At 61.8% G+C, this 23,083-nt stretch carries 21 protein-coding genes; 11 read left to right on the forward strand and 10 right to left on the reverse strand.

The annotated features are described in order from the left end of the window. Nucleotides 1-402: 402 nt before the first annotated feature. From BRPE64_RS33810 to BRPE64_RS33070, 4 genes are all read right to left on the reverse strand, one after another. Nucleotides 403-660 carry a hypothetical protein gene (locus BRPE64_RS33810; protein WP_084675853.1) on the reverse strand — a complete coding sequence of 86 codons (258 nt, stop codon included), beginning with the start codon at nucleotides 658-660 and terminating at the stop codon, nucleotides 403-405. A gap of 483 nt (nucleotides 661-1,143) precedes the next feature. After that, nucleotides 1,144-2,928: a PTS glucose transporter subunit IIBC gene (ptsG, locus tag BRPE64_RS25145; RefSeq protein ID WP_016347742.1), complete on the reverse strand. Its 1,785-nt coding sequence runs from the start codon at nucleotides 2,926-2,928 to the stop codon at nucleotides 1,144-1,146. A gap of 13 nt (nucleotides 2,929-2,941) precedes the next feature. After that, the gene (gene ptsP / locus BRPE64_RS25150) at nucleotides 2,942-5,473 is read right to left on the reverse strand and encodes a phosphoenolpyruvate--protein phosphotransferase (RefSeq protein WP_044043247.1); all 2,532 of its coding nucleotides are present in this window, start codon (nucleotides 5,471-5,473) and stop codon (nucleotides 2,942-2,944) included. 148 nt (nucleotides 5,474-5,621) lie between these two features. Then, nucleotides 5,622-5,942 (reverse strand): hypothetical protein, encoded by a 321-nt coding sequence (locus BRPE64_RS33070; protein ID WP_144063539.1) that lies wholly within the window; start codon nucleotides 5,940-5,942, stop codon nucleotides 5,622-5,624. 107 nt (nucleotides 5,943-6,049) lie between these two features. Between BRPE64_RS33070 and BRPE64_RS25155 the strand changes: the two genes are divergently transcribed. The 10 genes from BRPE64_RS25155 (at nucleotide 6,050) to BRPE64_RS25195 (ending at nucleotide 15,163) form a co-directional block, all read left to right on the forward strand. Continuing rightward, nucleotides 6,050-7,213 carry a tetratricopeptide repeat protein gene (locus tag BRPE64_RS25155; RefSeq protein ID WP_016347745.1) on the forward strand — a complete coding sequence of 388 codons (1,164 nt, stop codon included), beginning with the start codon at nucleotides 6,050-6,052 and terminating at the stop codon, nucleotides 7,211-7,213. 162 nt (nucleotides 7,214-7,375) lie between these two features. Further along, on the forward strand, nucleotides 7,376-7,660 hold the full coding sequence (locus BRPE64_RS33815; protein WP_232519324.1) for a hypothetical protein: 285 nt from the start codon (nucleotides 7,376-7,378) through the stop codon (nucleotides 7,658-7,660). 123 nt (nucleotides 7,661-7,783) lie between these two features. Continuing rightward, on the forward strand, nucleotides 7,784-8,083 hold the full coding sequence (locus BRPE64_RS25160; RefSeq protein ID WP_232519325.1) for a hypothetical protein: 300 nt from the start codon (nucleotides 7,784-7,786) through the stop codon (nucleotides 8,081-8,083). Between the two features lie 103 nt (nucleotides 8,084-8,186). Beyond that, a complete protein-coding gene (locus BRPE64_RS25165) occupies nucleotides 8,187-8,423 on the forward strand; it encodes a hypothetical protein (protein ID WP_016347747.1) in 237 nt (78 codons plus the stop codon). A gap of 215 nt (nucleotides 8,424-8,638) precedes the next feature. After that, nucleotides 8,639-9,949, forward strand: a complete 1,311-nt coding sequence (locus tag BRPE64_RS25170; protein WP_016347748.1) for an MFS transporter — start codon at nucleotides 8,639-8,641, stop codon at nucleotides 9,947-9,949. Then, on the forward strand, nucleotides 9,946-11,199 hold the full coding sequence (locus tag BRPE64_RS25175; protein ID WP_016347749.1) for an NAD(P)/FAD-dependent oxidoreductase: 1,254 nt from the start codon (nucleotides 9,946-9,948) through the stop codon (nucleotides 11,197-11,199). Before BRPE64_RS25170 ends, BRPE64_RS25175 begins: the two co-directional genes overlap by 4 nt. 33 nt (nucleotides 11,200-11,232) lie before the next feature. After that, complete coding sequence (locus BRPE64_RS25180) at nucleotides 11,233-12,135, forward strand: dihydrodipicolinate synthase family protein (protein ID WP_016347750.1); 903 nt, start codon at nucleotides 11,233-11,235, stop codon at nucleotides 12,133-12,135. Further along, nucleotides 12,132-13,130 (forward strand): 4-hydroxyproline epimerase, encoded by a 999-nt coding sequence (locus tag BRPE64_RS25185; protein ID WP_016347751.1) that lies wholly within the window; start codon nucleotides 12,132-12,134, stop codon nucleotides 13,128-13,130. Before BRPE64_RS25180 ends, BRPE64_RS25185 begins: the two co-directional genes overlap by 4 nt. Before the next feature lie 15 nt (nucleotides 13,131-13,145). After that, nucleotides 13,146-14,381, forward strand: coding sequence for a metal-dependent hydrolase family protein (locus BRPE64_RS25190; protein WP_016347752.1), 1,236 nt, complete (start codon nucleotides 13,146-13,148; stop codon nucleotides 14,379-14,381). 71 nt (nucleotides 14,382-14,452) lie between these two features. Then, nucleotides 14,453-15,163 carry a GntR family transcriptional regulator gene (locus BRPE64_RS25195; RefSeq protein WP_016347753.1) on the forward strand — a complete coding sequence of 237 codons (711 nt, stop codon included), beginning with the start codon at nucleotides 14,453-14,455 and terminating at the stop codon, nucleotides 15,161-15,163. On the opposite strand, the gene BRPE64_RS25200 is transcribed toward BRPE64_RS25195, so the two are convergent. The 6 genes from BRPE64_RS25200 to pdxR all read right to left on the reverse strand — a co-directional run bounded on the left by BRPE64_RS25200 (nucleotide 15,129) and on the right by pdxR (nucleotide 21,551). Beyond that, nucleotides 15,129-15,590: an aconitase X swivel domain-containing protein gene (locus tag BRPE64_RS25200; protein ID WP_016347754.1), complete on the reverse strand. Its 462-nt coding sequence runs from the start codon at nucleotides 15,588-15,590 to the stop codon at nucleotides 15,129-15,131. The two genes, BRPE64_RS25195 and BRPE64_RS25200, sit on opposite strands and share 35 nt — an antisense overlap. After that, nucleotides 15,577-16,830 carry an aconitase X gene (locus tag BRPE64_RS25205; protein ID WP_016347755.1) on the reverse strand — a complete coding sequence of 418 codons (1,254 nt, stop codon included), beginning with the start codon at nucleotides 16,828-16,830 and terminating at the stop codon, nucleotides 15,577-15,579. Before BRPE64_RS25205 ends, BRPE64_RS25200 begins: the two co-directional genes overlap by 14 nt. Nucleotides 16,831-16,921: 91 nt before the next feature. Then, nucleotides 16,922-17,725, reverse strand: a complete 804-nt coding sequence (locus BRPE64_RS25210) for a transglutaminase-like domain-containing protein (RefSeq protein ID WP_044043249.1) — start codon at nucleotides 17,723-17,725, stop codon at nucleotides 16,922-16,924. 54 nt (nucleotides 17,726-17,779) lie between these two features. Further along, a complete protein-coding gene (locus BRPE64_RS25215) occupies nucleotides 17,780-18,652 on the reverse strand; it encodes a transglutaminase family protein (protein ID WP_016347757.1) in 873 nt (290 codons plus the stop codon). 932 nt (nucleotides 18,653-19,584) lie between these two features. Continuing rightward, nucleotides 19,585-20,028 (reverse strand): carboxymuconolactone decarboxylase family protein, encoded by a 444-nt coding sequence (locus tag BRPE64_RS25220; protein WP_016347760.1) that lies wholly within the window; start codon nucleotides 20,026-20,028, stop codon nucleotides 19,585-19,587. 101 nt (nucleotides 20,029-20,129) lie between these two features. Beyond that, nucleotides 20,130-21,551, reverse strand: coding sequence for a MocR-like pyridoxine biosynthesis transcription factor PdxR (pdxR, locus tag BRPE64_RS25225; RefSeq protein WP_044043251.1), 1,422 nt, complete (start codon nucleotides 21,549-21,551; stop codon nucleotides 20,130-20,132). A 369-nt stretch (nucleotides 21,552-21,920) separates the two neighbouring features. Between pdxR and BRPE64_RS25230 the strand changes: the two genes are divergently transcribed. Further along, on the forward strand, nucleotides 21,921-23,036 hold the full coding sequence (locus BRPE64_RS25230; RefSeq protein WP_044043252.1) for a porin: 1,116 nt from the start codon (nucleotides 21,921-21,923) through the stop codon (nucleotides 23,034-23,036). Nucleotides 23,037-23,083: the final 47 nt, after the last annotated feature.

A 23,083-nucleotide genomic window follows, 5' to 3' on the forward strand; every position in this document is an offset into this window, starting at 1 on the left:
GCAGGCGGTCGAAAGAACGGCTGTCGCCTCGCTTTGTTTTTGCGCGGTCAACGTTTCCCGATTTGGATGCAACGTATCTGAATTTATCGAAGCAGTCACGAGACGCGATAGCGTCAAGGGCAGCAAGCGCCTTTGTCTGCCCACATTTGCGAATCCCGCGCCCTCATCTGCCGCCGTTGCAAGCGGCTGCTGTTTCATCGTCTTTAGCTTATCTCTTTGACCCTATCGGTCAGAACGCGCAAAGCGCACAGAAGATAGGCTCGATCCGTGTTGTCTTAACGAATATTCACCTACACCAACACATCAGATAAACCGCGTTTTGTCGGGATTTCAAAGCACCCACCTCAAGCAACGCGGCGCATATCACTCGCGATGCCCGCTTTTATGACGGCCCTGCGTAATTCAGTATTTAATATCCCTCGCGACCTGACGCCCTTGTTGCTTTGTTTGCCGCTTGTCTTGCCTGCACTGAGCGTTGGATTGCTGGTTGGCGGCGCGGCAATCTTGCTTGGTATGACGGGAGTATTGACGCGTATCCTGACGAACATCTCGCGCTGCGCGACGCTCTTGTGCTTGTTGTGTTGCGTTCGATGCGTCAGGCCACGAGCAAAGGAGTGTTGCCGTGAACAATGAAACGAACCTGAATTCGCGTACGTGCATGTTGCTATCTCCGGAATGCTCGACCGGTCTCGGCCGTGCGTAAGGTACCGCTGGCATCCGTCGTGGAAAAGTGGTGCTTACGAGTACCACTGTAAATAGTCAACACGCTCGACAATGCCCAAGAAAAGGCGCGATTCGACGGTTTAGGGAATCGAAATAATCCGACGCTCGATGCAATGAACGGAGGGCGTGAGCCGTGAGATTGTCCAAGGCCGTCACAGGAGCATGTTTCTCGTTCGTGCTGGGCAGTGCATGCGCGAGCCCGATCGATATGTCGAACGCGTTGCCGAATTTCGTCGGCGCCCTTCGGCGGACTGAGCGGCTGTCAATGAGCCCTGCGCGGGCGTTGCGTCTCGGGCGGCGAGACGTCGACGACCGATGGGCGATGCGGCGGCGATCCCTATCGTGACGCGGCACGGTACGCGCAATCAATGACTTACGACGTGGGCATCGCCTATGCCTTCCGATGAAGCGTAGAGCGTCCTACTTACCGGATCGCATAGCGTCCGCCAGGTTCGGCGCCTCAAGACCCACGATCAAATCAACTTCGCCATTGGCAAGCGCCTGCGTTGCGGGAACGCCTGCCGCCTTCAAAGCAGCGCCGTCAAGCCGCGACGCATCGCCGAGCGCGACGCGCAAACGCGTGGCCGCAAGCGCTTCGAGCTTCAGGATGTTGGCCGCGCCGCCCAGCGCCGCGCGGATCTTTTCCATACGCGCCTTTTGTTGCGCCGTATCCTGCATGGCGACAGTAGCCGGCGCAGGCGCGGTGTCCATCGTAGCCGCAACCGCACCGGCCGCCGGCAAATCGGCATCGCTGCCCGCTGACTTCAGGTATTCCTGCATGTCGGTTTTCATGTTTTCCGACAGCGGCCCAAAGATCGCCTGCACGCCATTGCCGACGCGCATGACGCCCGCGGCGCCAAGCACCTTCAATCGCGCATCGTCGACGAGTGACGCGTCGTTCACGGAAATCCGCAGCCGCGTAATGCACGCATCGAGGCTCTTGATGTTCGAGCGGCCGCCGAACGCAAGCACGAGATCGCGCGAGCGTCCGCCCACACCCGTGCTTACCGCGGCGCTCGCTATCGTGTCTTCCTCGCGCCCCGGCGTCTTCATGTCGAATCGCGTGATGACGAAGCGGAACACGCAGTAATAGATCGCCGCGTAAATCGGCCCGAGGATGAACACGTACCACGCGTGCGTCGCCTTGTTGCCGATCAGGTTGAACATCAAAAAGTCGATTGCGCCTTGCGAGAACGTGAAGCCCATGTGCATGTTCAGCGTATTGGCGACGAACTGCGCCGACGCCGCAAGGCACGCGTGAATGAAGTACAGCACGGGCGCGACGAACAGGAACGCGAATTCGATCGGCTCGGTGATGCCCGTAAGGAACGACGTCAACGCCGCCGACACCATCATGCCGCCGACCGCGACTTTCTTCTCCGGCTTCGCGCAATGCCAGATCGCGATGGCGGCGGCAGGCAGGCCGAACATCTTGAACAGGAACGCGCCCGACAGAATGCCCGCGGTGGGGTCGCCGGCAAAGAAGCGATTGATGTCGCCATGAACGACCTTGCCGGTCGTCGGATCGAGGAAGCTGCCCGCTTCGAAGAAAAACGGCACGTTCCAGATGTGATGCAAGCCGAACGGAATCAGCAGACGTTCGACAAAGCCGTAGACCGTCGCTGCCGTGCGCGGATCGGAGACCGCCGCCCATTGCGAGAACGCCTTGATCACGCCGCCGATCGGCGGCCACACGACCGACAACACCGCGCCGAGCACGATCGAACCGATGGCCGTCACGATCGGCACGAAGCGCTTGCCCGCGAAGAAGCCGAGATACGCGGGCAGCGCAATCTTGTAGTAGCGGTTGAACATCCAGGCGGCGAGACCGCCCGCGAGAATGCCGCCGAAGACGCCGGTCTGGATCGATGGGATGCCCATGATCATGCTCGTCTCGACGCCTTCGACCTTCGCGATCACCCCGAGGGTCGCCGTCATCACGAGATAGCCGATGGTCGCCGCGATGCCCGATACGCCGTCGTTCTCCGTGAAGCCGAGCGCGACGCCGATCGCGAAGATGAGCGGCAGGTTGCCGAAGATCACATCGCCCGCGTTCTTCATCAGTTCGAGGACGATCGCGGGCACGTAGCCGTGGAAATCGGTCGCGCCGAGGCCGAGCAGCAGCCCTGCGACGGGCAGCACCGCGACCGGCAGCATCAACGATTTGCCGACTTTCTGCACCACGCCGAATGCATTCTTGAACATGTTGCGCCTCCGCTTATTCCGCGTACGGTGCGAGCAGGGCGCGCACTTCCGCGGCCGTGCCGAGCGTGATGACTTTTGCCGCAAGCGCGCGCGCTTCGTCCATCGTGAGGCGCGCGAGCTGCGCCTTGATGGAACCGATGGCGGGCACGCTCACCGAGAGTTCGTCGATGCCGAGCCCGACGAGCACCGGTACGGCCATCGCATCCGATGCCATGCCGCCGCACACGCCGACCCACTTGCCGTGCCGGTGCGCGCCCTCGACCGTCATGCCGATGAGCCGCAACACGGCCGGATGCAGGGCATCGGCGTGTTTCGCGAGCTTGGGATGCCCGCGATCCATCGCGAGCGTGTATTGCGTCAGATCATTGGTGCCGATCGAAAAGAAATCGACTTCGCGCGCGAGCGGTTCGGCGATCAAAGCTGCGGACGGCACTTCGATCATCACGCCGACCTTCACGTTGCCGATGCGGTCACCGGCTTCTTCCTGAAGAATCCGCTTCGCCGCGCGCACTTCCTCGATTGCGGCGACCATCGGAAACATGATGTGCAGATTGCCGATCGACGCGGCCCGCAAAATCGCGCGCAATTGCGTGCGGAAGATGTCGGGACGATCGAGGCTCACGCGCACGCCGCGCAGGCCGAGGAACGGATTGTCTTCCTTCGGCAACGGCAGATAGGAGAGCGGTTTGTCGCCGCCCACGTCGAGCGTGCGCACGACGAGCGGGCGCTCGCGGCCGAGCGCTTCGGCGACCGCACAATACTCGGCGGCCTGTTCGTCTTCCGATGGCGCAGCGTCACGGCTGTCGAACAGGAACTCGGAGCGCAGAAGGCCGACACCCTCGGCGCCTGCCGCGACCGCGTCGCGCGCTTCCTGCGCATTGCGGATGTTCGCCACCACTTCGACGCGATGACCGTCTGCGGTAACGGCGCGCCTGCTCGCGGCGACTTTCTCTTCTTCGCGCTTTTTCGTCTGACGCTCGATGCGTTCGCGCGCCTTCGCGAGTTCGTCCGCGCTCGGATTGCGCCGCAGGCTGCCGTGCGAGCCGTCGAGCACGACGAGGGTGCCGTCGGGCAATTGCAGCGCATTTTCGTCGATGCCGCAGATCGCCGGAATGCCGAGCGAGCGCGCGAGGATCGCCACATGGCTGGTCGCGCCGCCGGTCGTCGTGCAGAAACCGAGCACCTTGCTGCGATCGAGCGACGCGGTATCGGACGGAGAAAGGTCCTCCGCGATCAGGATCGATTCGCCGGGCACGTCGATATGCGCCTGCTTCACGCCCGCGAGCAGCGCCAACACGCGGCGGCCGACGTCGCGGATATCGCCTGCGCGCTCGCGCAACAACGCGTTATCGAGTTTCTCCAGCGTGTTCGCCTGCGCCTCGAACGCGGCGCGCCACGCGAAGCCGGCACTTTTGCCCTGGCTGATGCCGGCGATGGCTGCGTCGTTGAGATCGGGATCGTCGAGCAGTTCGAGATGCGCATCGAGAATCTGCGCCTTCGACGGATCGGTCAGTTTCGCTTTCAACGCCTCGATCTGCTGACGCGCTTCGTGGTGCGCGACGTCGAGCCGGGCGCGTTCGCGTTGCGGCGATTCGCCGGCTTCGGCCACGTCGATGACTTCCTGACGGAACTGCACGATCTTGCCGACCGCGAGCCCCGGCGACGCCGACACGCCGGTGAACGCGTTCGCATCGAGGGGCGCGGTGCGTGTGGGTGCGATCGCTTCGGTTGCGGGCGCGGCGGGCGCGGGCGCATTCTCCGGCTTCTCGCCCGAGCCCGATGCGAGCAGACGCGCGAGCGCCGCGGCGGCTTCGGCCGCATCGGGGCCGGTGGCCTCGACGCGCAGCGTGTCGCCGAACTTCGTGGCGAGCGCCATCAATGCGACGATGGACTTCGCGTTCGCCGTGTCTTCGCCGCGCAGAAGGCGGATATCGGATGTGTATTTCTTCGCTTCCGCCGCGAACACGGCGGCGGGCCGCGCGTGCAGTCCCTGAGGGTTCGGCAGCGCGACTTCGCCGGACAGGATCGCGCCCGCAGTACCGCCGCTCGATTCGTCCTGCGCGCCATCGACGAACTCGACTGTCAGCGCCACATCCTTGCCTGCGGTGACGAGTCCCGTTGCGGGGACGTAGCGCGTGACAAGCTCGCCGTTGGCGATGACCATCTGCGTGAGCAGGCTCACGGCGCGCGCACCGACGAGGAGCGGATCGAAACGGATCAGCGGCTGGCCGGTCGTGACCGTGTCGCCTTCCTTGACACGCGGCGTAAAGCCTTCTCCGCGCAGCAGCACGGTATCGAGCCCGATGTGTATCAGCACCTGAAGGCCGTTTTCGCCCGTCACCGTGACCGCATGCGCCGCGCGATGCAGTTGCGTGACCGTGCCGGAAAACGGGGCGAGCAATTCGTCGGATGTCGGATCGATCGACACGCCGTCGCCGACCATCTTCTGCGCAAACACCGGATCGGGCACGGTTTCGAGTTGCACCATCACGCCGGATAACGGCGCCATCAACTCGATTCGTGCCGAACGCAGAGGAGCTTTCATGTGACCGACTCCTTGTCCCTTGACGGTTTGAAGCCAATACCAAAGGCGTACAGGACAACGCGTTGCAATGGCCCGACTTACTTCACCTGAATCATAGGCAAAGGCGGGGCGATTCGCCGATTTACGTGCCGGAGCCGGAGAGCGGGGTTTACGACGCAGAGACTGAAACGAATCCGGCGATTGATGCGGAATTTGTAGACAGGGCGAGATTTAAGGTGACGCGCGCCAAATCTGGTTGAAGGTCACCAATGAACTGAAGAACCGTGATTTGCAAGGCATCCTGATCGCGATGGTCGACGCGGTTCATCCTGCCGCCCAATGCCTCGGTCCGTTTCCCATTCGCGATGCTTTGCACGGCGAGGATGCGAAGCTTGCCCGTTAGGTGTGCTGTGGTATCTTCGTCGCCTTTCCTGCCTTCTGTTCCTCGTTGATGCGTCATCCTATGAAAGCGAAATCCCGGAACGTTCATTCGGAAGTTTCTCTTGTTATGTCGCGCTCGTCATAGGTATTCCTATGGTTTGTCAATAACCATTGATCCGACCACAAGGTCTAACTCTAGTTAAACGTAGTGTCTGCATGACAAGTTTCGATTTCGATCTGAAAAAAACCTTCGCTATATTTTTGGGAAATGCGGTAAGTACGTTAGAGCAAGGCCATCTGGAAGCACATAAGGTGTGGCTGGAAGCCGCGGCATTCCTGAATGGCACCGACGACGATTCGCTCTTTACGCTCGTGGAGTCGTTAGCGTCTCAACAGTCGCTCGCGGACGCTCTTGCCGTTGCCGAATCGTGGTCGAAGCTGCGTCCACACAACGCCACCTCTCATAACAGTCGGGGATGCTTGCTTGCCATGTCGGGGCGTTACGTTGACGCGCTTCCCTGCTTCCGGCGCGCCATGGAGTGCAACGCAAACTTCCCGCGTCTGCGCAAGAACCTTGCTGCAGCGTTAATCCAATGCCATGGTCATGGCGATGAATCTCGCGCATTGCTCGAAGATGCGGTCAAGGCAGAGCCACACGACAGCGACACTTGGACTAACTTGTGCATCGCTCGATGCAACGGCTTCGATCTCGACGGCGCGTTAGCGGCAGGCCAGAGAGCGATAGAACTCAATCCGCAAAGTACCGACGCGCTGAACATCTATTCGCTGGCTCTAAAAGAAGCCCAATGCTGGGATGCCGCCGAGAAATATGCGCGCGCGGTATGCGATCTTTCACCGGGCGATGCGTCGTTGAGGTTCAATCTTTCAATTCTCGAACTTGGACGAGGCGATTTTCAGCAGGGTTGGCGCGATTATGAATCGCGATGGCAAGGTCCGCATGCATCGGACAATCGTTGGCCCGTTTTTCCCAAGCCGCGTTGGCGAGGTGAATCGCTCGAAGGAAAGACTTTGCTGCTATGGGGTGAGCAGGGCATGGGCGACTTGCTGCAGTTCTGCCGCTTCGCACCGGCGCTCGCGCAACAGGTTCATAAAGCGGGTGGGCGTCTCGAATGGAACTCTTTTCCGCAGATGGGAGGGCTGCTTGAACGCTCGTTGAGCAAACATGTCGACGGATTCTCGACCGTCGGCACCGTCGAAGCATTGCCGGAATACGACTATCACCTGCCGTTGCTTAGCGTTCCGCTCGTGCTCGACGTGCGCGAGGAAACGATCCCTGCAACGCCTTATCTGAACCCAGACGTCGCGTTGGTAGCGTTCTGGAAGAAGCGTCTTGCGGTCGATAAGCGCCTGAAGGTCTGACTGGTCTGGAGCGGCAGCGCAAACCATCAGCGAAACCCATTCCGACGTGTGGGCTGGGAGCGATACGCCAAGTCCCTCAAGGACATTCCCGGCGTCGCGTTTTACTCGCTTCAGGCGGGAGCAAAGGCGGATGTTGCGGCGGCCCGCGCGGTTGGACTCGAGATGATCGATTTCACCGACGAGTTCCAGACCTTCGACGACACCGCGGCATTCGTCAGTGCGCTTGATCTCGTGATTACGGTGTGCACGTCGGTAGCTCATCTTAGCGGAGCGCTTGGCCGTCCGACGTGGGTGCTTCTAGACGCGAATCCTTACTGGATCTGGGGGCGCGACAGTGTCCACACTCCCTGGTATGCATCCGCCAAACTTTACCGTCAGTCGGAGTTCGGACAGTGGGAGCCGGTATTGGATCGAGTGGCAACGGACCTTTCGCACCTTGTGAAATGAAAAGTTCATAAGCAGAAGGATTTCAACGGACCCTCAAGCGGTGCATTGTCGAGTTCTCTACCACGACGTGGAACGCGCGTTGCTCATTAATCAAGACATGACTAACGTAAGTGGAGAACGATGATGAACACGGACGAACAGAAAAGCACGGACAAGCCGCTAGGCGATGCCGGAAGCGGCGCGAGCGGTGGCGGTTCGCTGGGCAATGCGCCGGGGCCGGGCGCGCCCACCGGCGGCGATCCGAAGCAAGGCGTGCGCAAGCCCAATGCAGGGGAAGTGGAGCCGGAGAACCGTCGATTGGATCAGCACCCGGAACAGACAGCCGAAGTGCCATACGGATCAGGCGGCCGACCGGAAATCGCGGGCACGGGCGGAATGGAAGCGGAGAATCCGGGCAATACCGATCCGACAAAAAAAGCATAACGGCCCGTCGCGTGAAGTTGATTGAACTGACGCTAACAAATGACGTGGGCGCGCTTGATGCTGGCGTCGAGCACGATCACGTTAATGGGAGGCAAACAGAATCATGACCATTACCGCAGACCGCATTTCCGACACTGAAGTCAAAGTAGGCGAGACCATCTACACGTTCGACGCCAAGCCAAATGCCGATGCATTTCAGCAGTGCCTTGGCAATGACTCGATCGAGACGTGCGCGAAGAATCACGCCCCGATCAAGACGCGCAGCGCGTATCCGGACGCAAGCGCGCCAAATGCCGAACCGGGCAGCATCATCTCGCCTTCTCTGGGCGGCATGCCTTGAACGCTTAAATGTTGTCCCGAAGCCGAGAAGGGTCAATGGCGCTTGTGAGTTGTCTGAGCGATTGAATCTCCACACCTGATGCGGATCAGGTCCCAAAAAATCCCGCTAATCCAGTTTCCAATTTTGGATCCAAAATCCTTGATTCAAAAAAGAGACTGGCGCACAATCCGACGGAACCGCACCGCACCCCCGAGCCAGCGTCCACCGGAGCCGCCATGATCGACCGAGCCCAAGCCGTTGCGAATCCATACACCGCGGGGGACAGCCCCCGCGTCTCGTCCCAGTCCAGCCGCGCGGTCACTGCCGCGGTCGTCGGCAACATCCTCGAATGGTTCGACTTCGGCACCTACGCGTTTCTCGCCACCGTTATCGCCAAAGTGATGTTTCCCGCCGGCGACGATTTCGCCGCCATGCTCGGCACCTTCGGCGCATTCGGTCTGGGCTTTGCCGCGCGTCCGCTCGGTGCCGTCATCTTCGGATGGCTCGGCGACAAGAAAGGCCGCAAGTGGACGCTCACCTTCGTCATGCCCTTGATGGCCGCCGCCACGCTCTTCATGGCGCTGCTGCCGTCGTATGCGTCCATCGGCATCATGGCGCCGGTGCTGCTCGTCGCCGCGCGCATGCTGCAAGGCATTTCCGTCGGCGGTGAACTTGGTAACGCGGTGGCCTTTCTGGTCGAATGGGCGCCGCCCAAGAAACGCGGCTTATATGGCAGCTTCCAGCAATGCAGTACGCTCGGCGGCATGCTGCTCGGTTCCGGCGCGGCCGCGCTCATGACGACGCTGCTCAGCCCGCAAGCGATGCTCGACTGGGGCTGGCGCGTGCCGTTCATCATCGGCGCAATCGTGATCGGGCCGATCGGCTGGATCATCCGCAAGCGCAGCGAGGAAACGCCGGTCTATCAGCAAGCCAGCGACGACGCACCCAAGGTCAAAGGCCGCGCGCCCGCGCTGCTCGGCTTGCAGGCGTGCGGGCTCGTGATCGTGTGGACGGTATCGCTTTACGTGTTGCTCAACTATCTGCCGTCGTTCACGACGAAATACGTCGGCATGAGCACGTCGACCGCGCTGTGGCTCAACACGGCAGGGCTGATCGTGATGACAATATCGATTCCGTTCTGGGGCGCCGCCTCCGACCGCTTCGGCCGCAAGCCGATTTATGCCATCGGCTGCTTCGCGTTTCTCGTGCTGCCGTATCCGATCTTCCATCTGATGCTGGAGTACAAGTCGGCGGCGGTCGTCGGCGCGGTGCAGGTGCTGGGCGGCGTGATCATCGGTATCTTTTCCGGCGTAGGCCCGGCCGTGTTGTCCGAACTGTTCCCGACGAAAATCCGCACGACGTGGATGTCGATCGGCTACGGCATCGCCAATGCCATCTTCGGTGGCTTCGCGCCGATGATTTCCATTGCGCTCATCAAGGCAACCGGTTCGCCGCTCTCGCCCGCGTATTTCGTGATGCTGGCCGCGCTCCTCTCGACCATCACCGTCGCGACCATCCGCGAAACCGCGCACGATCCATTGCAATGAACATGTCGGCTTCGATCGAAGAGAAGGCGGATGTGGTGGTGATCGGCGCAGGCATCGTCGGGCTTGCCTGCGCGTGGGCCGCGTTGCGCGACGGCGCGCGCGTGACAATCGTGGATCGCGATTTCGAAGGCGATCGCGCGTCGCACGGCAACGCAGGCGGCATTGCGGTGACGGAGAGCATGCCGCTCGCCGTGCATGGCATGTTCACGAAAGCCGCGAAATGGCTGATGGACCCCCTCGGGCCGCTCGCGCTCGACTGGAAGCATGTACCGAAAGCGCTGCCGTGGTTCATGGCGTTTCGCCGCGCGAGCGAGCCGGAGCGTTATCAGGCGATCTCGCATGCGCTCGCGTTGTTGAACAACCGCGTCTACGACGACCTTCTGCCGATGTTCGCCGATATCGGCGCGTCTTCGATGCATTATCGCGAAGGCGCCTTGACCGTCTATGAAACCGATGAAGCCTTCGCCGCCGATCAGGCCGAGTGGATGCTCAAGCGCGAACTCGGCGTGCGCTGGCATGCAATGAACGCGCAGCAAGTGCGCGAATGCGAGCCCGCGCTCGCATCCGTCTTCAAACACGGCGTATATCTCGACGACTGGTCGCAGGTCGGCGATCCGCGCCGCATCGTCACGCTGTTGCGCGAGCGCGTGCGTGCGCTCGGTGCGCGCTTCGTGACGGGCGTCGCGCGCGCGATCGAAGCGCCCGATGCCGTCGTGCTTGCAGATGGCATGCGCGTCGTGGGGCGGCGCATTGTCGTTGCGACGGGCGCGTGGTCGGCCGCGCTGGCGCAATCTATCGGCGACCGCGTGCTGCTGGAAAGCGAGCGCGGCTACAACACGACCCTGCCTAAGCACGGCATCAAATTAACGCGCGAAGTGATCTTCGCCGAGCGCAAGTTCGTGGCGTCGCCGCTCGACGTGGGCTTGCGTATCGGTGGCGCGGCGGAGTTCGCGGGCCTCGATGCGCCGCCGAACTATCGGCGCAGCGACGCGCTGCTCGCGCTCGGCAAGCGCTTCATTCCCGGCATCGACGATACCGACGCGCGCAAATGGATGGGCCATCGCCCCGCGACGCCGGACTCGCTGCCGGTGATCGGCGCATCGCCGCGCGTGCCGTCGGTCATCTATGCATTCGGCCACGGCCATCTCGGTCTGACGCAATCGGCGACGACCGCCGCGCTCGTCGCCGATGTGCTCGCGGGCCGCATGCCGCGCGTACCGATCACGCCTTATTCGATTGCACGCTTCTGAGAACCGAGACTCGAATCCACTGGAGGAACGAACATGCAAGTGAACTGGAAAGGCGTATTTCCCGCCGTGACGACGAAGCTGAAACAGGACGGCTCGCTGGATCGGGATGCAATCGTGAGCGGCTTGAATCGTCTCATCGACAACGGTGTAGGCGGCGTCGTGATGATGGGCATGGTCGGCGAGAACGCGCAGCTCACGCCCGATGAAAAGCGCACCGTGCTGAAGATCGCCGTTGAAACGGTGAAGGGCCGCGTGCCGGTCATATCCGGTCTTGCCGAGTTGAATACGGCCAACGCGGTGCAGTTCGCGAAGGACGCGGAAGCTATCGGCGTGCAGGGCTTGATGGTGTTTCCGGGCCTGACGTATCGCTCGGACGATCGCGAAACGGTCGAATATTATCGGTCGATCGCACGCTCGACGAAGCTCGGTCTGATGATCTACAACAACCCGCGCGGCTATGGCGTCGACATGCGCCCCGATCTGCTCGCGCAACTGGCCGACGAAGCGAACGTTGTCGCGATCAAGGAAGAGACTTACGACACGACGCGCGTCACCGATCTCTATGCGCGCTTCGGCGAGCGCTTCGTCGTGTTCTGCGGCGTGGACGACTTGATCGTGGAATCCGTTGCGCTCGGCGTGACGGGTTGGGTGTCGGGCATGGCGAACGCCATGCCGAAGGAATCCGTCGACTTGCTGAACTACGCGGTCAACGGCGAGTACGGCAAGGCGCGTGCGTTGTATCGTGCGTTGATCGATCTTTTCCATCTCGACACACATGTCAAGCTCGTGCAGTACATCAAGCTCGCCGAGAACATCACGGCGGGTTATCCGGAATACGTGAAAGCGCCGCGTCTCATGCTCGAAGGCGAGGAAAGGCAGCGGACGATTGCGATTGTCGAGAAGGCGATCGCCAATGTGCGGGCGCTGTCGCAATGAAGTCCACGTTCTTCTGCATCGACGGACACACGTGCGGCAATCCGGTGCGTGTCGTCGCGGGCGGTGCGCCGCCGCTCGAAGGCGCGAACATGATCGAGCGACGCGCGCACTTCCTGCGCGAGTTCGACTGGATTCGCACCGCGTTGATGTTCGAGCCGCGCGGCCACGAAGTCATGTCCGGCAGCATCCTCTATCCGCCGACGCGGCCCGACTGCGATCTGGCGATTCTCTTCATCGAAGTGAGCGGCTGCCTGCCGATGTGCGGACACGGCACCATCGGCACGGTGACGACGGCCATCGAACATGGCCTCGTGCGGCCGCGCGAGCCCGGCGTGCTGCGGCTCGATACGCCCGCGGGTCTCGTTATCGCGCGCTACCGGATGAACGGCGAGCATGTGGATTCGGTGCAGCTCGTCAACGTGCCTTCGTTTCTTCATTCGCGCGACTTGTCTGTCGATGTCGAAGGCCTGGGCGAGATTCGTTTCGATGTCGCATACGGCGGCAACTTCTACGCGATCGTCGAGCCTCAAGCTCATTACGCAGGCTTGCACGCGCTGAAGCCTTCGGACATTCAGCGCCTGAGCCCGGTGCTGAGGCAGAAGGCCAACGAGAAATACGCGTTCGTGCATCCCGAGAACGACGCGATACGCGGGCTGAGTCACGTAATGTGGACGGGCGAGCCGACCGTCGAGGGCGCGAGCGCGCGCAACGCGGTGTTCTACGGCGATAAGGCCATCGACCGTTCGCCGTGCGGCACGGGTACATCGGCGCGCATGGCGCAGCGCGTGGCCAAAGGTCAGTTGCAGATCGGAGATCGCTTCGTGCACGAGAGCATCATCGGTACGTTGTTCGAAGGCATCGCGCTGGAAGCGGTGCGCGTCGGCGAATACGACGCCATCCGGCCGGCCATCGAAGGATGGGCGCGCGTGACCGGCCACAACACGATTTTCGTCGACGACCGCGATCCGCTCGCTCATGGATTCCTGCTGAAATAACGGGAGAAATACGTCATGTTGATACTGAAGAACGCCCGCGTGCTCGACGTCGATCATGAACGCGACGACGGCCGCTACTCCATCGTCATCGACGGCGACACGATTCGTGAAGTCACACGCGAGCCGGTGCAGGCGAACGGCGCGCAGGTCATCGATGTCGGCGGCAAGACGGTGATGCCCGGCATGATCGATTGTCACGTGCATGTGATTGCGTCCGTCGCGCATCTCGGCAACAACAGCCGCTTGCCGAACACGTTCGCCGTGTTGCGCGCCGTGCCGATTCTCGCGGGCATGCTCAATCGCGGCTTTACGTCCGTGCGCGATGCGGGCGGTGCGGACTATGCGTTGTCGCGCTCGATCGAGGACGGCGTGATCGCCGGGCCGCGCCTGTTCGTCGCGGGCAAGGCGCTTTCGCAAACCGGCGGCCACGGCGATTTTCGCGAGCGCTTCGACAACTCGGACCCGGACCCGTGCGGCTGCAATCGCAATCTCGGTGCGATCGGGCGCGTGGTCGACGGCGTCGACGAAATGCGCAAGGCCGTGCGCGAAGAGATGCGCGCGGGTGCGCATCACATCAAGATCATGGCGTCGGGCGGCGTGGCTTCGCCTACCGATCCTATCGGCAACCTGCAATTTTCCGTCGATGAAGTGAAGGCCGCCGTCGAGGAAGCGGAGTCGCATCAGACGTATGTGATGGCCCATGCGTACACGCCGAAGGCAATTGCGCGCGTCGTCAGGCTCGGCGTGCGGACCATCGAGCACGGCAATCTGATCGACGAGGAAGCCGCCGGCGTGATGGCCGAACACGGCGCATACGCGGTGCCGACGCTCGTCACGTATGACGCGATGTCGAAGGTCGGCGCGCAGATGGGTCTCGGGCAGGACACGCTCGACAAGAACGAATCCGTGCGCAAGCGCGGCCTCGAAGCGTTGGCGATGCTGCACAAACGCGGCGTGAAGATCGGTCTCGGCAGCGACTTGCTCGGCGACATGCATCAGTATCAGAGCGATGAGTTGTCGATACGCGCGGACATCGTCGGCGCATTCGAGGCCATTCGTCAGGCCACCGCGACCGGCGCGGAAATCATCAACATGAAGGGCAAGCTGGGCGTTGTCGCGGCGGGTGCGTATGCGGACTTGCTCGTCGTCGATGGCGATCCGTTAAAGGATATTCGCGTGCTGACAGGGCAGGGCGAGCGCATCGCGGGCGTGATGAAAAACGGCGCGTGGGTGCGCGAGACCTTGCGCTGAACGTCACGCGAGATCGCTCTTTAGCGCGTGCTACGATGCCGCAACCCTACACATAAGCACTGAAGAAACACATGCCTCCGGTCGCCATCAAATCACGCCGCATCGACGAAGCGCCCAGCGCGAGCGACTCGACGCGCAAGATCGTGCGCACGACGACGGTCGAACTCGTCACGACCGCGATCCGGCAGCGCATTCTTTCCGGCGATCTCGCGCCCGGCGAAGTGCTGCGGCAAGAGGCGCTCGCCGATGAACTCGGCGTGAGCCGCGTGCCGGTTCGTGAGGCAATCACGCGTCTCACGGGCGAAGGCTTGCTCACGAAGGTGCCGCACAAGGGCGCGTATGTCGCGGAGTTGTCGATCGAAGAAGTGCAGGAGACGTTCGAGATTCGCTTGCGACTGGAGCCATGGCTGTTTTCGCAGGCGATTCCGCATATCAGCGATGCGGAAATCGCGAAAGCCGAGAAGCTCGTGACCGAAATGGATCAGGCGGAATCGGGCATGTGGGGTCAACTGAACTGGCGTCTGCATGAAACGCTTTATCTGCCCGCAAGGCGCGATATCACGTTGCAGATGCTGCGCGTGCTGCACGATCGCAGCGACCGCTATTTCCGCTTTCAGGTGGTGCAGGTGCCGATCCGCGAGCAGTCGCATGACGAGCATATGGCGCTCGTCGATGCGTGCCGCAAGCACGATGCGAAGCTCGGCGCGAAACTGCTCGAACAACACGTGAAGACGGCGGCGCAGCAGATCATCGCGGTGGTCGAAACGATGATGTCGCGCTGAGGCGCACGCGCGCAGGACGAGCCGCGTCGCGCGCATCGATTTCGATAGCGATATCGACATCGGCGGCTGCGATCTGCGCGAACGCGGTTTCATCGACCATCACGACGGGCACGTTCGACGCATACAACTCGTTCGCCACGATAGCGCCGATCGACAGAATCAGATCGCGTTCCGTCAGCACGATGCCCACGGGTCCCGTGCCGTTGCGCAACGCTTCGGCGAGCACGCTGCTGCTCGAACTCGATCCGCGTGCGCGCGGCATCACGAGCACGCGCGCGGCGAGGCTTTTGCCGTAGCCTGCGTGCGTTGCATCGACAATGACGCCGCGTTCGGCATCGTAGCCGCCCCAGAAGCTGAGCGGCGCCAGTGCGATGCCCGGAGCGCGCGCGTGACCGGGAACGAGCGCGACGGCGTCAAATGTCGTCATCGATGCACACCTTTCCTTCGAAGGCCGAGCGCACGCATTCGCTCATGCTGCCGAACGCGACCGTCACGCCGATATTCGCGGGCGCGTAGTGCGCCCATTTGCCCGAGTTGGTCATGACGAGCCCGCTCACCTGCTTCATCACGGGCGTGATGTACGTGCAAGTGTCCGTCACGATCTGCACGCCGCGCGCAGCCAGCCTTTGCGCGAGACCTTCTTCTTCGAGTTGCCAGAGCACGAAGCGGCTCGTGTTCACGTAGATGTCGCTGCGTGGCGAGCCTTCGTGACGCTCGAACAGCGCGGCGAGCCGACGAAATTCATCGACGGAAAAATGCGGCGTGCCGAGACTGACGGCGGCGAGCGCATCGCCCGGTTGCGCGTGGCTCCAGCGCGCGCGTATGGCGGCGAGATCCGCGGCACTCACGCGTATCGTGCGTTCGGGGGCGCGGCCTTGCAGCGCTTCATCGAGCGTGGCGGCTTCCGGCGTGATGCCGACCGCATGAAACAGCGCCACCGATCCGCTCGACGCGGCCGCCGCACCCAGCGCCTTCAGTTCGTCTTCGGTGGTGTCGCCGGGCAGGCCGATGATCGCGGCGACCGTCGCGCCGACTTCGCTTCCGAGCAGAAAGCCGAGCGCGGCGAAGCTCGCATCGCGATGCAATGACGTGCTCAGATCGGGTGCTTCGATCACGATACGCGCCGCGCGATTCTGCGCGACATGTAGCCCGGCGTAGGGCACGCGCCCGGTGATGGCAGCGGCGAGATCGAGGAAGTCGCCGTAGCGGCTCGTGCGTGCACCGAGCACGGAGTTGGCGAAGACGATTGCATTCGATTCGGCCCACGCGATCTGATCGCCCTTTCGCGGCCGATGCTTCAACTGATACGGCGCGCAAGTGAAGCTCGCTTCGCAGCCGAGTTCGATGTGCGCTTCCATCAGGCGTTTGCCTGCGCTGGCGATATCGGCTTCACCGCGAAAGAGTTCGGGATGAATGAGATCGAGCGACCCGACATTGAGCGTGGTCGGCACCGCGACTTTCGCGCCGCTCGCGACGAAGCGTTCGACGAAATCAAGGCTGGCCGCGCCGTGATAGAGGCAGCCGTCGATATGCGCCGATGTGATGTCGATGAGCGTATCGGCGTTCATGACGTGAGCCGTCGCCGCGACGATTCGCATCGCGAGTGCGAGGCCCTCGCCTGCGTCGCCGTTGAGCATGGCGGTGTCGCGGGGCGTCAGGGTGAGCATCGGTGAGGAACGGAATGGTTTGCGTCAGGATAGCGGAATTGCGCGCTCGCTTAAAGAGCGCCGTGCGCCGCCGTCCGGCAAACTCACACACTCACACCGGCTCGCAATGGATGTCGAACTTGATGAGCTTCGTCGGACCGAAGGTGTTGCTGATCGCGACGTCGGCGGCATCGCGGCCGCGCGCCATCAACACGCGGCCGATACGCGGCACGTTGTTGCGCGGATCGAAGGTCTGCCATGAGTCGCCGAGATAGGCTTCGAACCAGGCCGCGAAATCCATCGCGCTATGCGGCGGCGGCACGCCGACGTCACTGATATAGCCCGTGCAATAGCGCGCGGGAATATTCATCGCGCGGCACAGTGCCACGGCCAGATGCGCGAAGTCGCGGCACACGCCTTTGCGTTCCTGCCACGCCTGAAATGCGGTCTTGGTCGGCCGGGCAAACTCATATCCAAAGGTGATGTGGGCGTGCACATAGTCGCAAATGGCCTGCACGCGCTCACGGCCCGGCGGCGTCGTGGAGAACAGTTTCCACGCGATGTCCGACAGCAGATCGGTTTCGCAATATCGGCTGCCGAGCAAGAACACCAGACATTCGTCCGGTAGCGTTTCGACGGCATGCTGCTGGCCCGACGTCTCGCGCGTCTCGGGTTGATCGGAGACATCGAGCAATGCAATCGTGGAAAGCGAAATGAGCCCCTTCGGCGCGACGATTCGGCTGCACAGATTGCCGAAGCTGTCGCGATACTGCGTGATCGGCACCGGCGGATCGACCACCAGCAAATCGGCGGACAGCACATGCTCGGCACGCGAGAAGTGCGTGTTCAACATGAGCATCATCGGGGTCGGTTGCTCGCACTCGTAGATCAGTTCATAGCCCACGCGGAGTTTCATCTGATCATCCTTCCAATGTAAAAGTCGTGAGAGGCGGGCGTTCGGTGTTGTCGATCAGGGTGCTTCGGTCACGCTCACGTCGACCTTGAGGCTGCGGAACGAATGCATCGCGCCGTGCCAGGTGCCCCACAGCGGCAACGCCTGATCCGAATTCCACGCGACAGCCACGCGAATCAGATGCCGGTTGCCGATGATGCTGTTGGTCGGATCGAAATCCACCCAGCCTGCGCCGGGAAGGTAGATCTGCAACCATGCGTGAGTCGCGCCGCCGCCGAGCGTGGCGTCGTGATCGGGCACGAAGATATAGCCGCTGACGAAGCGCGCGGCGAGGCCCAGCGAGCGCACTGCGTCCATCATGAGCACGGCGAAGTCGCGGCAACTGCCGCTACGCGAGCGCAGCGTCTCGGCGGGACGATTCACGCCCTTCTCCTCGCGCCGCATGTACGTGAAGCTGTTTTTGATCTCGAGCGTCATGCCGCGAAGCAAGGTCATGGTGTCGGTCGAGCCGCCGGGTCCGATGAAGCATCGCGCCCATTCGTCGACGTCGTCCGTGGGGAACTGACGGCTTCGCGCGTTCACGAGATTCGAGGCTTCCTCGTTCGTGTACGCGAAAGGCCACGTCGACGCATACCGTTCGAGCGAATAATCGGGCAGCGGCGCTTCGTAGTGTTCGAGCGTGACTTCGCTTCTGAAGAGCAACTCGGATGCTTCCGCCGAAAAGGTCGCGACGGCCACCGAATTGTCGAACAGATCATGCAGCCAGTGCAGGCGGTCGGGCGTGGGCGTGATCAGCAACTGCGTGGTGAGCAAGCGCAGATCGTGACTGGCGCGCGGGCGAAACATCATGCGATGCTCGCCGAAGCGCACAGGTTCGGAATAGCGATAGACGCTCTGATGCACGACTGTCAGACGTTGCGGCGTGTTCATAGCGTCGCACCGCGATATGACTCGCTCGCCATTTCGCCTCCAAAAGGAAAAACTCAAAGTTGCAGGACGAAAGCAGGCGGCAATCGCTCACAGCGGACGTACGCGCTGCAAGCGACCACGTTCTGAAGTCTCAATGAACGGTGAGCGTCAAACGACGTGCATGTCGACCGCCGCATCGTGCGGCAGTCTTTACCGGATAGACGCGAGATCGATCGGAATTATGCGGACGCGATGCAAGGCATGCGGCGGTCGCTTACTTCTTCTTCGTGACGCTCGTTGATGCCGAAGTCTTCGATACGGGCACCTTGAATGGATCCGTCACGGGAGAAGACAGCTTTTTGGGTTGTTTAGGCTTTTTTGCCTCCCGGTTACTACGCATCTGACCTTTTGCCATTTCACGCCCCTTAGCGGCGGCCATGGAAAGGGCCGCTCTCCGACCCATTCTGGACGCATTTTTAATGACTGTCGCGATCTATTTAAAATCGCTTGAGCACACGCGCTATAAGGTCCGGCCGCATTCTCGTGATAAGCAACACCGAAGTGCCTCGTCGATTGTGCTTGCTTTAATGCGACATGCAGCGCACCCTTGAGCAGCCACGCGCAGTGGCCAAGCCCAGTGGCGCCGAGGCCGCTGCCCAGCACTAGCCCTTTACTCTGCAGGCATCCACATGCTGAAGCGAACTACGATAACGCCGACCACGTCGGTGAGACCTCAGGACCATATCGCCACTCAAAAGGCCCGCGCCGAAGCTCTGCGGCGCGCGGATTCCGACCGTGCGCAGAAACGTCTCGACGACGATGCGCGTATCGATGTGAACGCCGCTAAATGGCGCTATGTCTCACCGAGAGACTAGATCGCATAAAGCGGGACGGCGCTGTCCCCTCGCTCGCCCGGCATCGCGACCCGGCGAGCATCGTTCGGATGGCGCGGCTTAGCCTTTCGGTGGCGTGCGAAACGCAACGCCGAATCGATTGAACGCATTCATCAGGGCGATCGCGTAAGTCAGATCAGCCAGTTCCTTGTCGCTGAATTCCGCCGTTGCCGCTTCATAGTCGGCGTCGGGTACGTGCGTGTCCGCCACGCGCGTGACGGCTTCCGCCCAGCGCAAAGCAACGCGTTCGCGTGCAGTGAATACTTCTCCCGAATCGCGCCATACAGGCACGAGTGCAAGCTTCTCAACTTCGAGTCCGAGCTTGAGCAAGTCGCGCGTATGCATATCGATGCAAAATGCGCAGCCGTTGATTTGCGAAACCCTTAGATAGACGAGATCGATCAGCTGTTTCGAAAGACCAGCTTTTTGTAGCGTGACATACACGGCTCCGAAGGCTTTGTAGCCTTCCGGCGATGCGTGGGCGTAGTCGATGCGATGGCTCATTTCAAGTCCTGTGTTCATGTGTTGAAAGACGCCATCGTGCGCGTTCTTGGTCTAGCGAGAAAGATCCATGATGCGGCTTGCGAGCTAGGCCATGATCGTCGTCATAGCAGATTCAAAATGCGACGCGCGAGATTCTCCGCCGTGCGTTGAGCGTCGATATTCGTGAAGCCTAAAAGCACCGCCGGGCTGCCTTCGCTGCCCGCGGTCCAGTCGGTCAGCGCCTCGCCATACAGGCCGTCTTGCCGCATGCGCGCAACAAGACGTCGATCCGAGCGACGGCCTCGCATCCGCAGAATCAGGTGCATGCCTCCGGGTTGCGCATCGATTTGCATGTGTCTGCCAAGCACGCTTTCCAGTCCGGCTACCGTCGCTTCGCGGCGCTCTGCGTAGAGCTTGCGCATGCGTTGTACATGGCGTGCGAAGTGTCCATCGGCGACAAAGGTCGCGACGATCGCCTGCGTCAATTCCGGGCTGCCGCCCGAAAACGTCTGGGTGATCTGTTCGAACCGCTCGACCTGCGCTTCCGGCACGACGAGATAGGCCAGCCGCAAGCTAGGAAGAAGGACCTTGCTGAATGTGCCTGCGTAAAGCACGCGTCCGTCGCGATCCAGGCTCTTGAGCGCGGGCAAGGGACGGCTGACGTAGCGATACTCGCCGTCATAATCGTCTTCGATCAGCCATGCTTTGTTGCGCGTCGCCCAGTCGAGTAATGCGAGACGCCGGGACAACGATAGCGACACGCAAAGCGGGCTCTGATGTGCCGGCGTGACCACCGCTGCACGCGCTTTCGGCGCCAGCTTGAGCGCATCGGATACGATCATGCCTTCGCCATCTACCGGCACCGCGACGGCGGCGATATTCAGATGCGCAAGCAATGCGCGCGTCGGCGGATAGCCGGGATTTTCGAGCCAGACACGGTCTCCTGCTTTCAGCAATGCATGAGCGATCAACTCGATGGTGTGCCGATATCCCGATGTCACGAACACCTGTGATGGCGAGCAGTCGATGCCGCGGGAAACCTGCAGATACGCGGCAATCTCGGCGCGCAGTTCAGGCAAGCCGTAGACGGACGGGTGAACCATGCGGGACGGCTGCGTCGCGCGTATGCATCGCGCGCCGAGACGGGCCCAGATTTTTCGCGGGAACGCGTCGAGTGCGGGCAGGCCCATCTGGAACGGCAGGATTGAATCGGGACGAAAAGTTGGCGCTGCGGAGTGATCGACGGCGCGCGGCTTGACGATTGCGACCGGCATCCGCGCCTGGATGCCCGGCGTCACGATGGTCCCGGCCTGGCCGCGTGCCTCGATATACCCTTCGGCGGTGAGCAACGAATAAGCGGCGTCGACGGTGCCTCTCGCCAGACCCAGCTCGTTAGCCAGCGCGCGTGCCGAGGGTATTCGATCGCCGGGCTTCAACACTCCCCCGGCGATGGCGGCGCGGAATCGATCGTAAATCTGCCGATAAAACGGCGCAGACGATGTCGCGTCTAGAGGCGAAATGGGGGTGGTTTTCGCGGCGGTCATGGACTGGTTGAGAATGCATCTTCGGTGAAGGCGAATGCGCCATGATGGTTCACGGCGGAGGCGGATGCAACATGGATTAGTTCGAATTCGCGTTCATGGATCTACTGGACAGCCAATTCGTGGTCTCCCGGTGAAGCTCAGGCAAGTGAAACGCATGAACCGATTAATTCATTCGCAATGCAGATAAATCTAAGACTAGATCACTTGCTTATCTGACCCGTTGCCTATATCACCCTCGAACCCCCATCGGGTAATCCCGTTCCCCCTCGTTTCGGGTAGGGGAGCCTGCATGGCCGGCTGCAACACTGGTCGGAGCGCGGAGTGTCGTCGTACGTTCCGCACACGGGCTCACACAACGAGGAGACAAGCATGCGGTTCATCGGTAAAGGCCTGGTCGGGGCGACGGTTGCGCTGGCTGTGGGCAGCGCGGCGGCGCAGTCGAGCGTCACGCTGTATGGCGTAGCGGACACGTTCTTCCAGTTTCTCGACAACGGCGGACAGAAGTCCTGGTCGTTGAGAAGCGGAGGCAACAGCGGCTCGCTTTTCGGCCTGAAGGGCACGGAGAATCTGGGCGGCGGCCTCTCGGCAATTTTCACGCTCGAGAACGGCTACAACATCAATAACGGCACCTTTCTCGCGGACTCGTCGGCGATGTTTTATCGTCAGGCGTGGCTCGGGCTGACGCACGACAAATATGGCACGCTCAGTCTCGGGCGCCAGTATCAGCCGACCTTCTGGGTGCTGTATCCGACCGATCCGCTGCGCGCGAACGAAATGCTCTCGCCGCTCGCCGCTGCGTCGCAGAGTGTCGATCGCAACACGATGGGCGTGCAGACCGGCGGCGGCCGTTCGAGCAATGCCATCGTGTATAAGAGTCCGAACCTGCTCGGCTTCCAGATGTGGGCGATGTACGCGCTTTCGGCCACCGTCTCGCAGCCCATTCCGCAAGTCACCGGCAACATGCTCGACGTCGCCGCGACTTATTCGGGCTACGGCTTGTACGCGGGATTAGCGTATCAATTTCAGCATCCCGGATCGAAGACTTTCCCCGGCTTGCCCGCCGCGCTCAACACGGTTTCGACCAAGCACTACACGGGCGCAGTCGGATATCGCTTCGGCATCGTCAATCTGACGTTCAACTATGCGTATCACCAGCCCGACGATGCGCCCGCAAATTCGCTCGCCGCTCGCCTGAACGCCGTGCATTCGTTCAGCGTGATGGAAGCCGGCGCCACGATCCAGGCAACGCCGTTCGACACGATCGAGATTGCCGGCCTTCAACGCGTCGTGCGCGGCGTGCACGACAACGCGTGGGGCGTGCAACTGGGCGTGGACCACAGTCTCTCCAAGCGGACGGCGCTCTATGCACGCGCGGGCTACATCAAGAACAACGGCACCGCGACGATCAGCTGGCCCGGCATCACGACGAACGGCATCGATGCGCCTCAGACGCTCGTCGGGGTCGGCATGACGCATCGCTTCTGATTTCGTCGCGCGCGGACACTGCGGCGTCTGCGCATCGTCCATTCTCA

This window comes from Caballeronia insecticola, from assembly GCF_000402035.1.
Lineage (GTDB): Bacteria > Pseudomonadota > Gammaproteobacteria > Burkholderiales > Burkholderiaceae > Caballeronia > Caballeronia insecticola.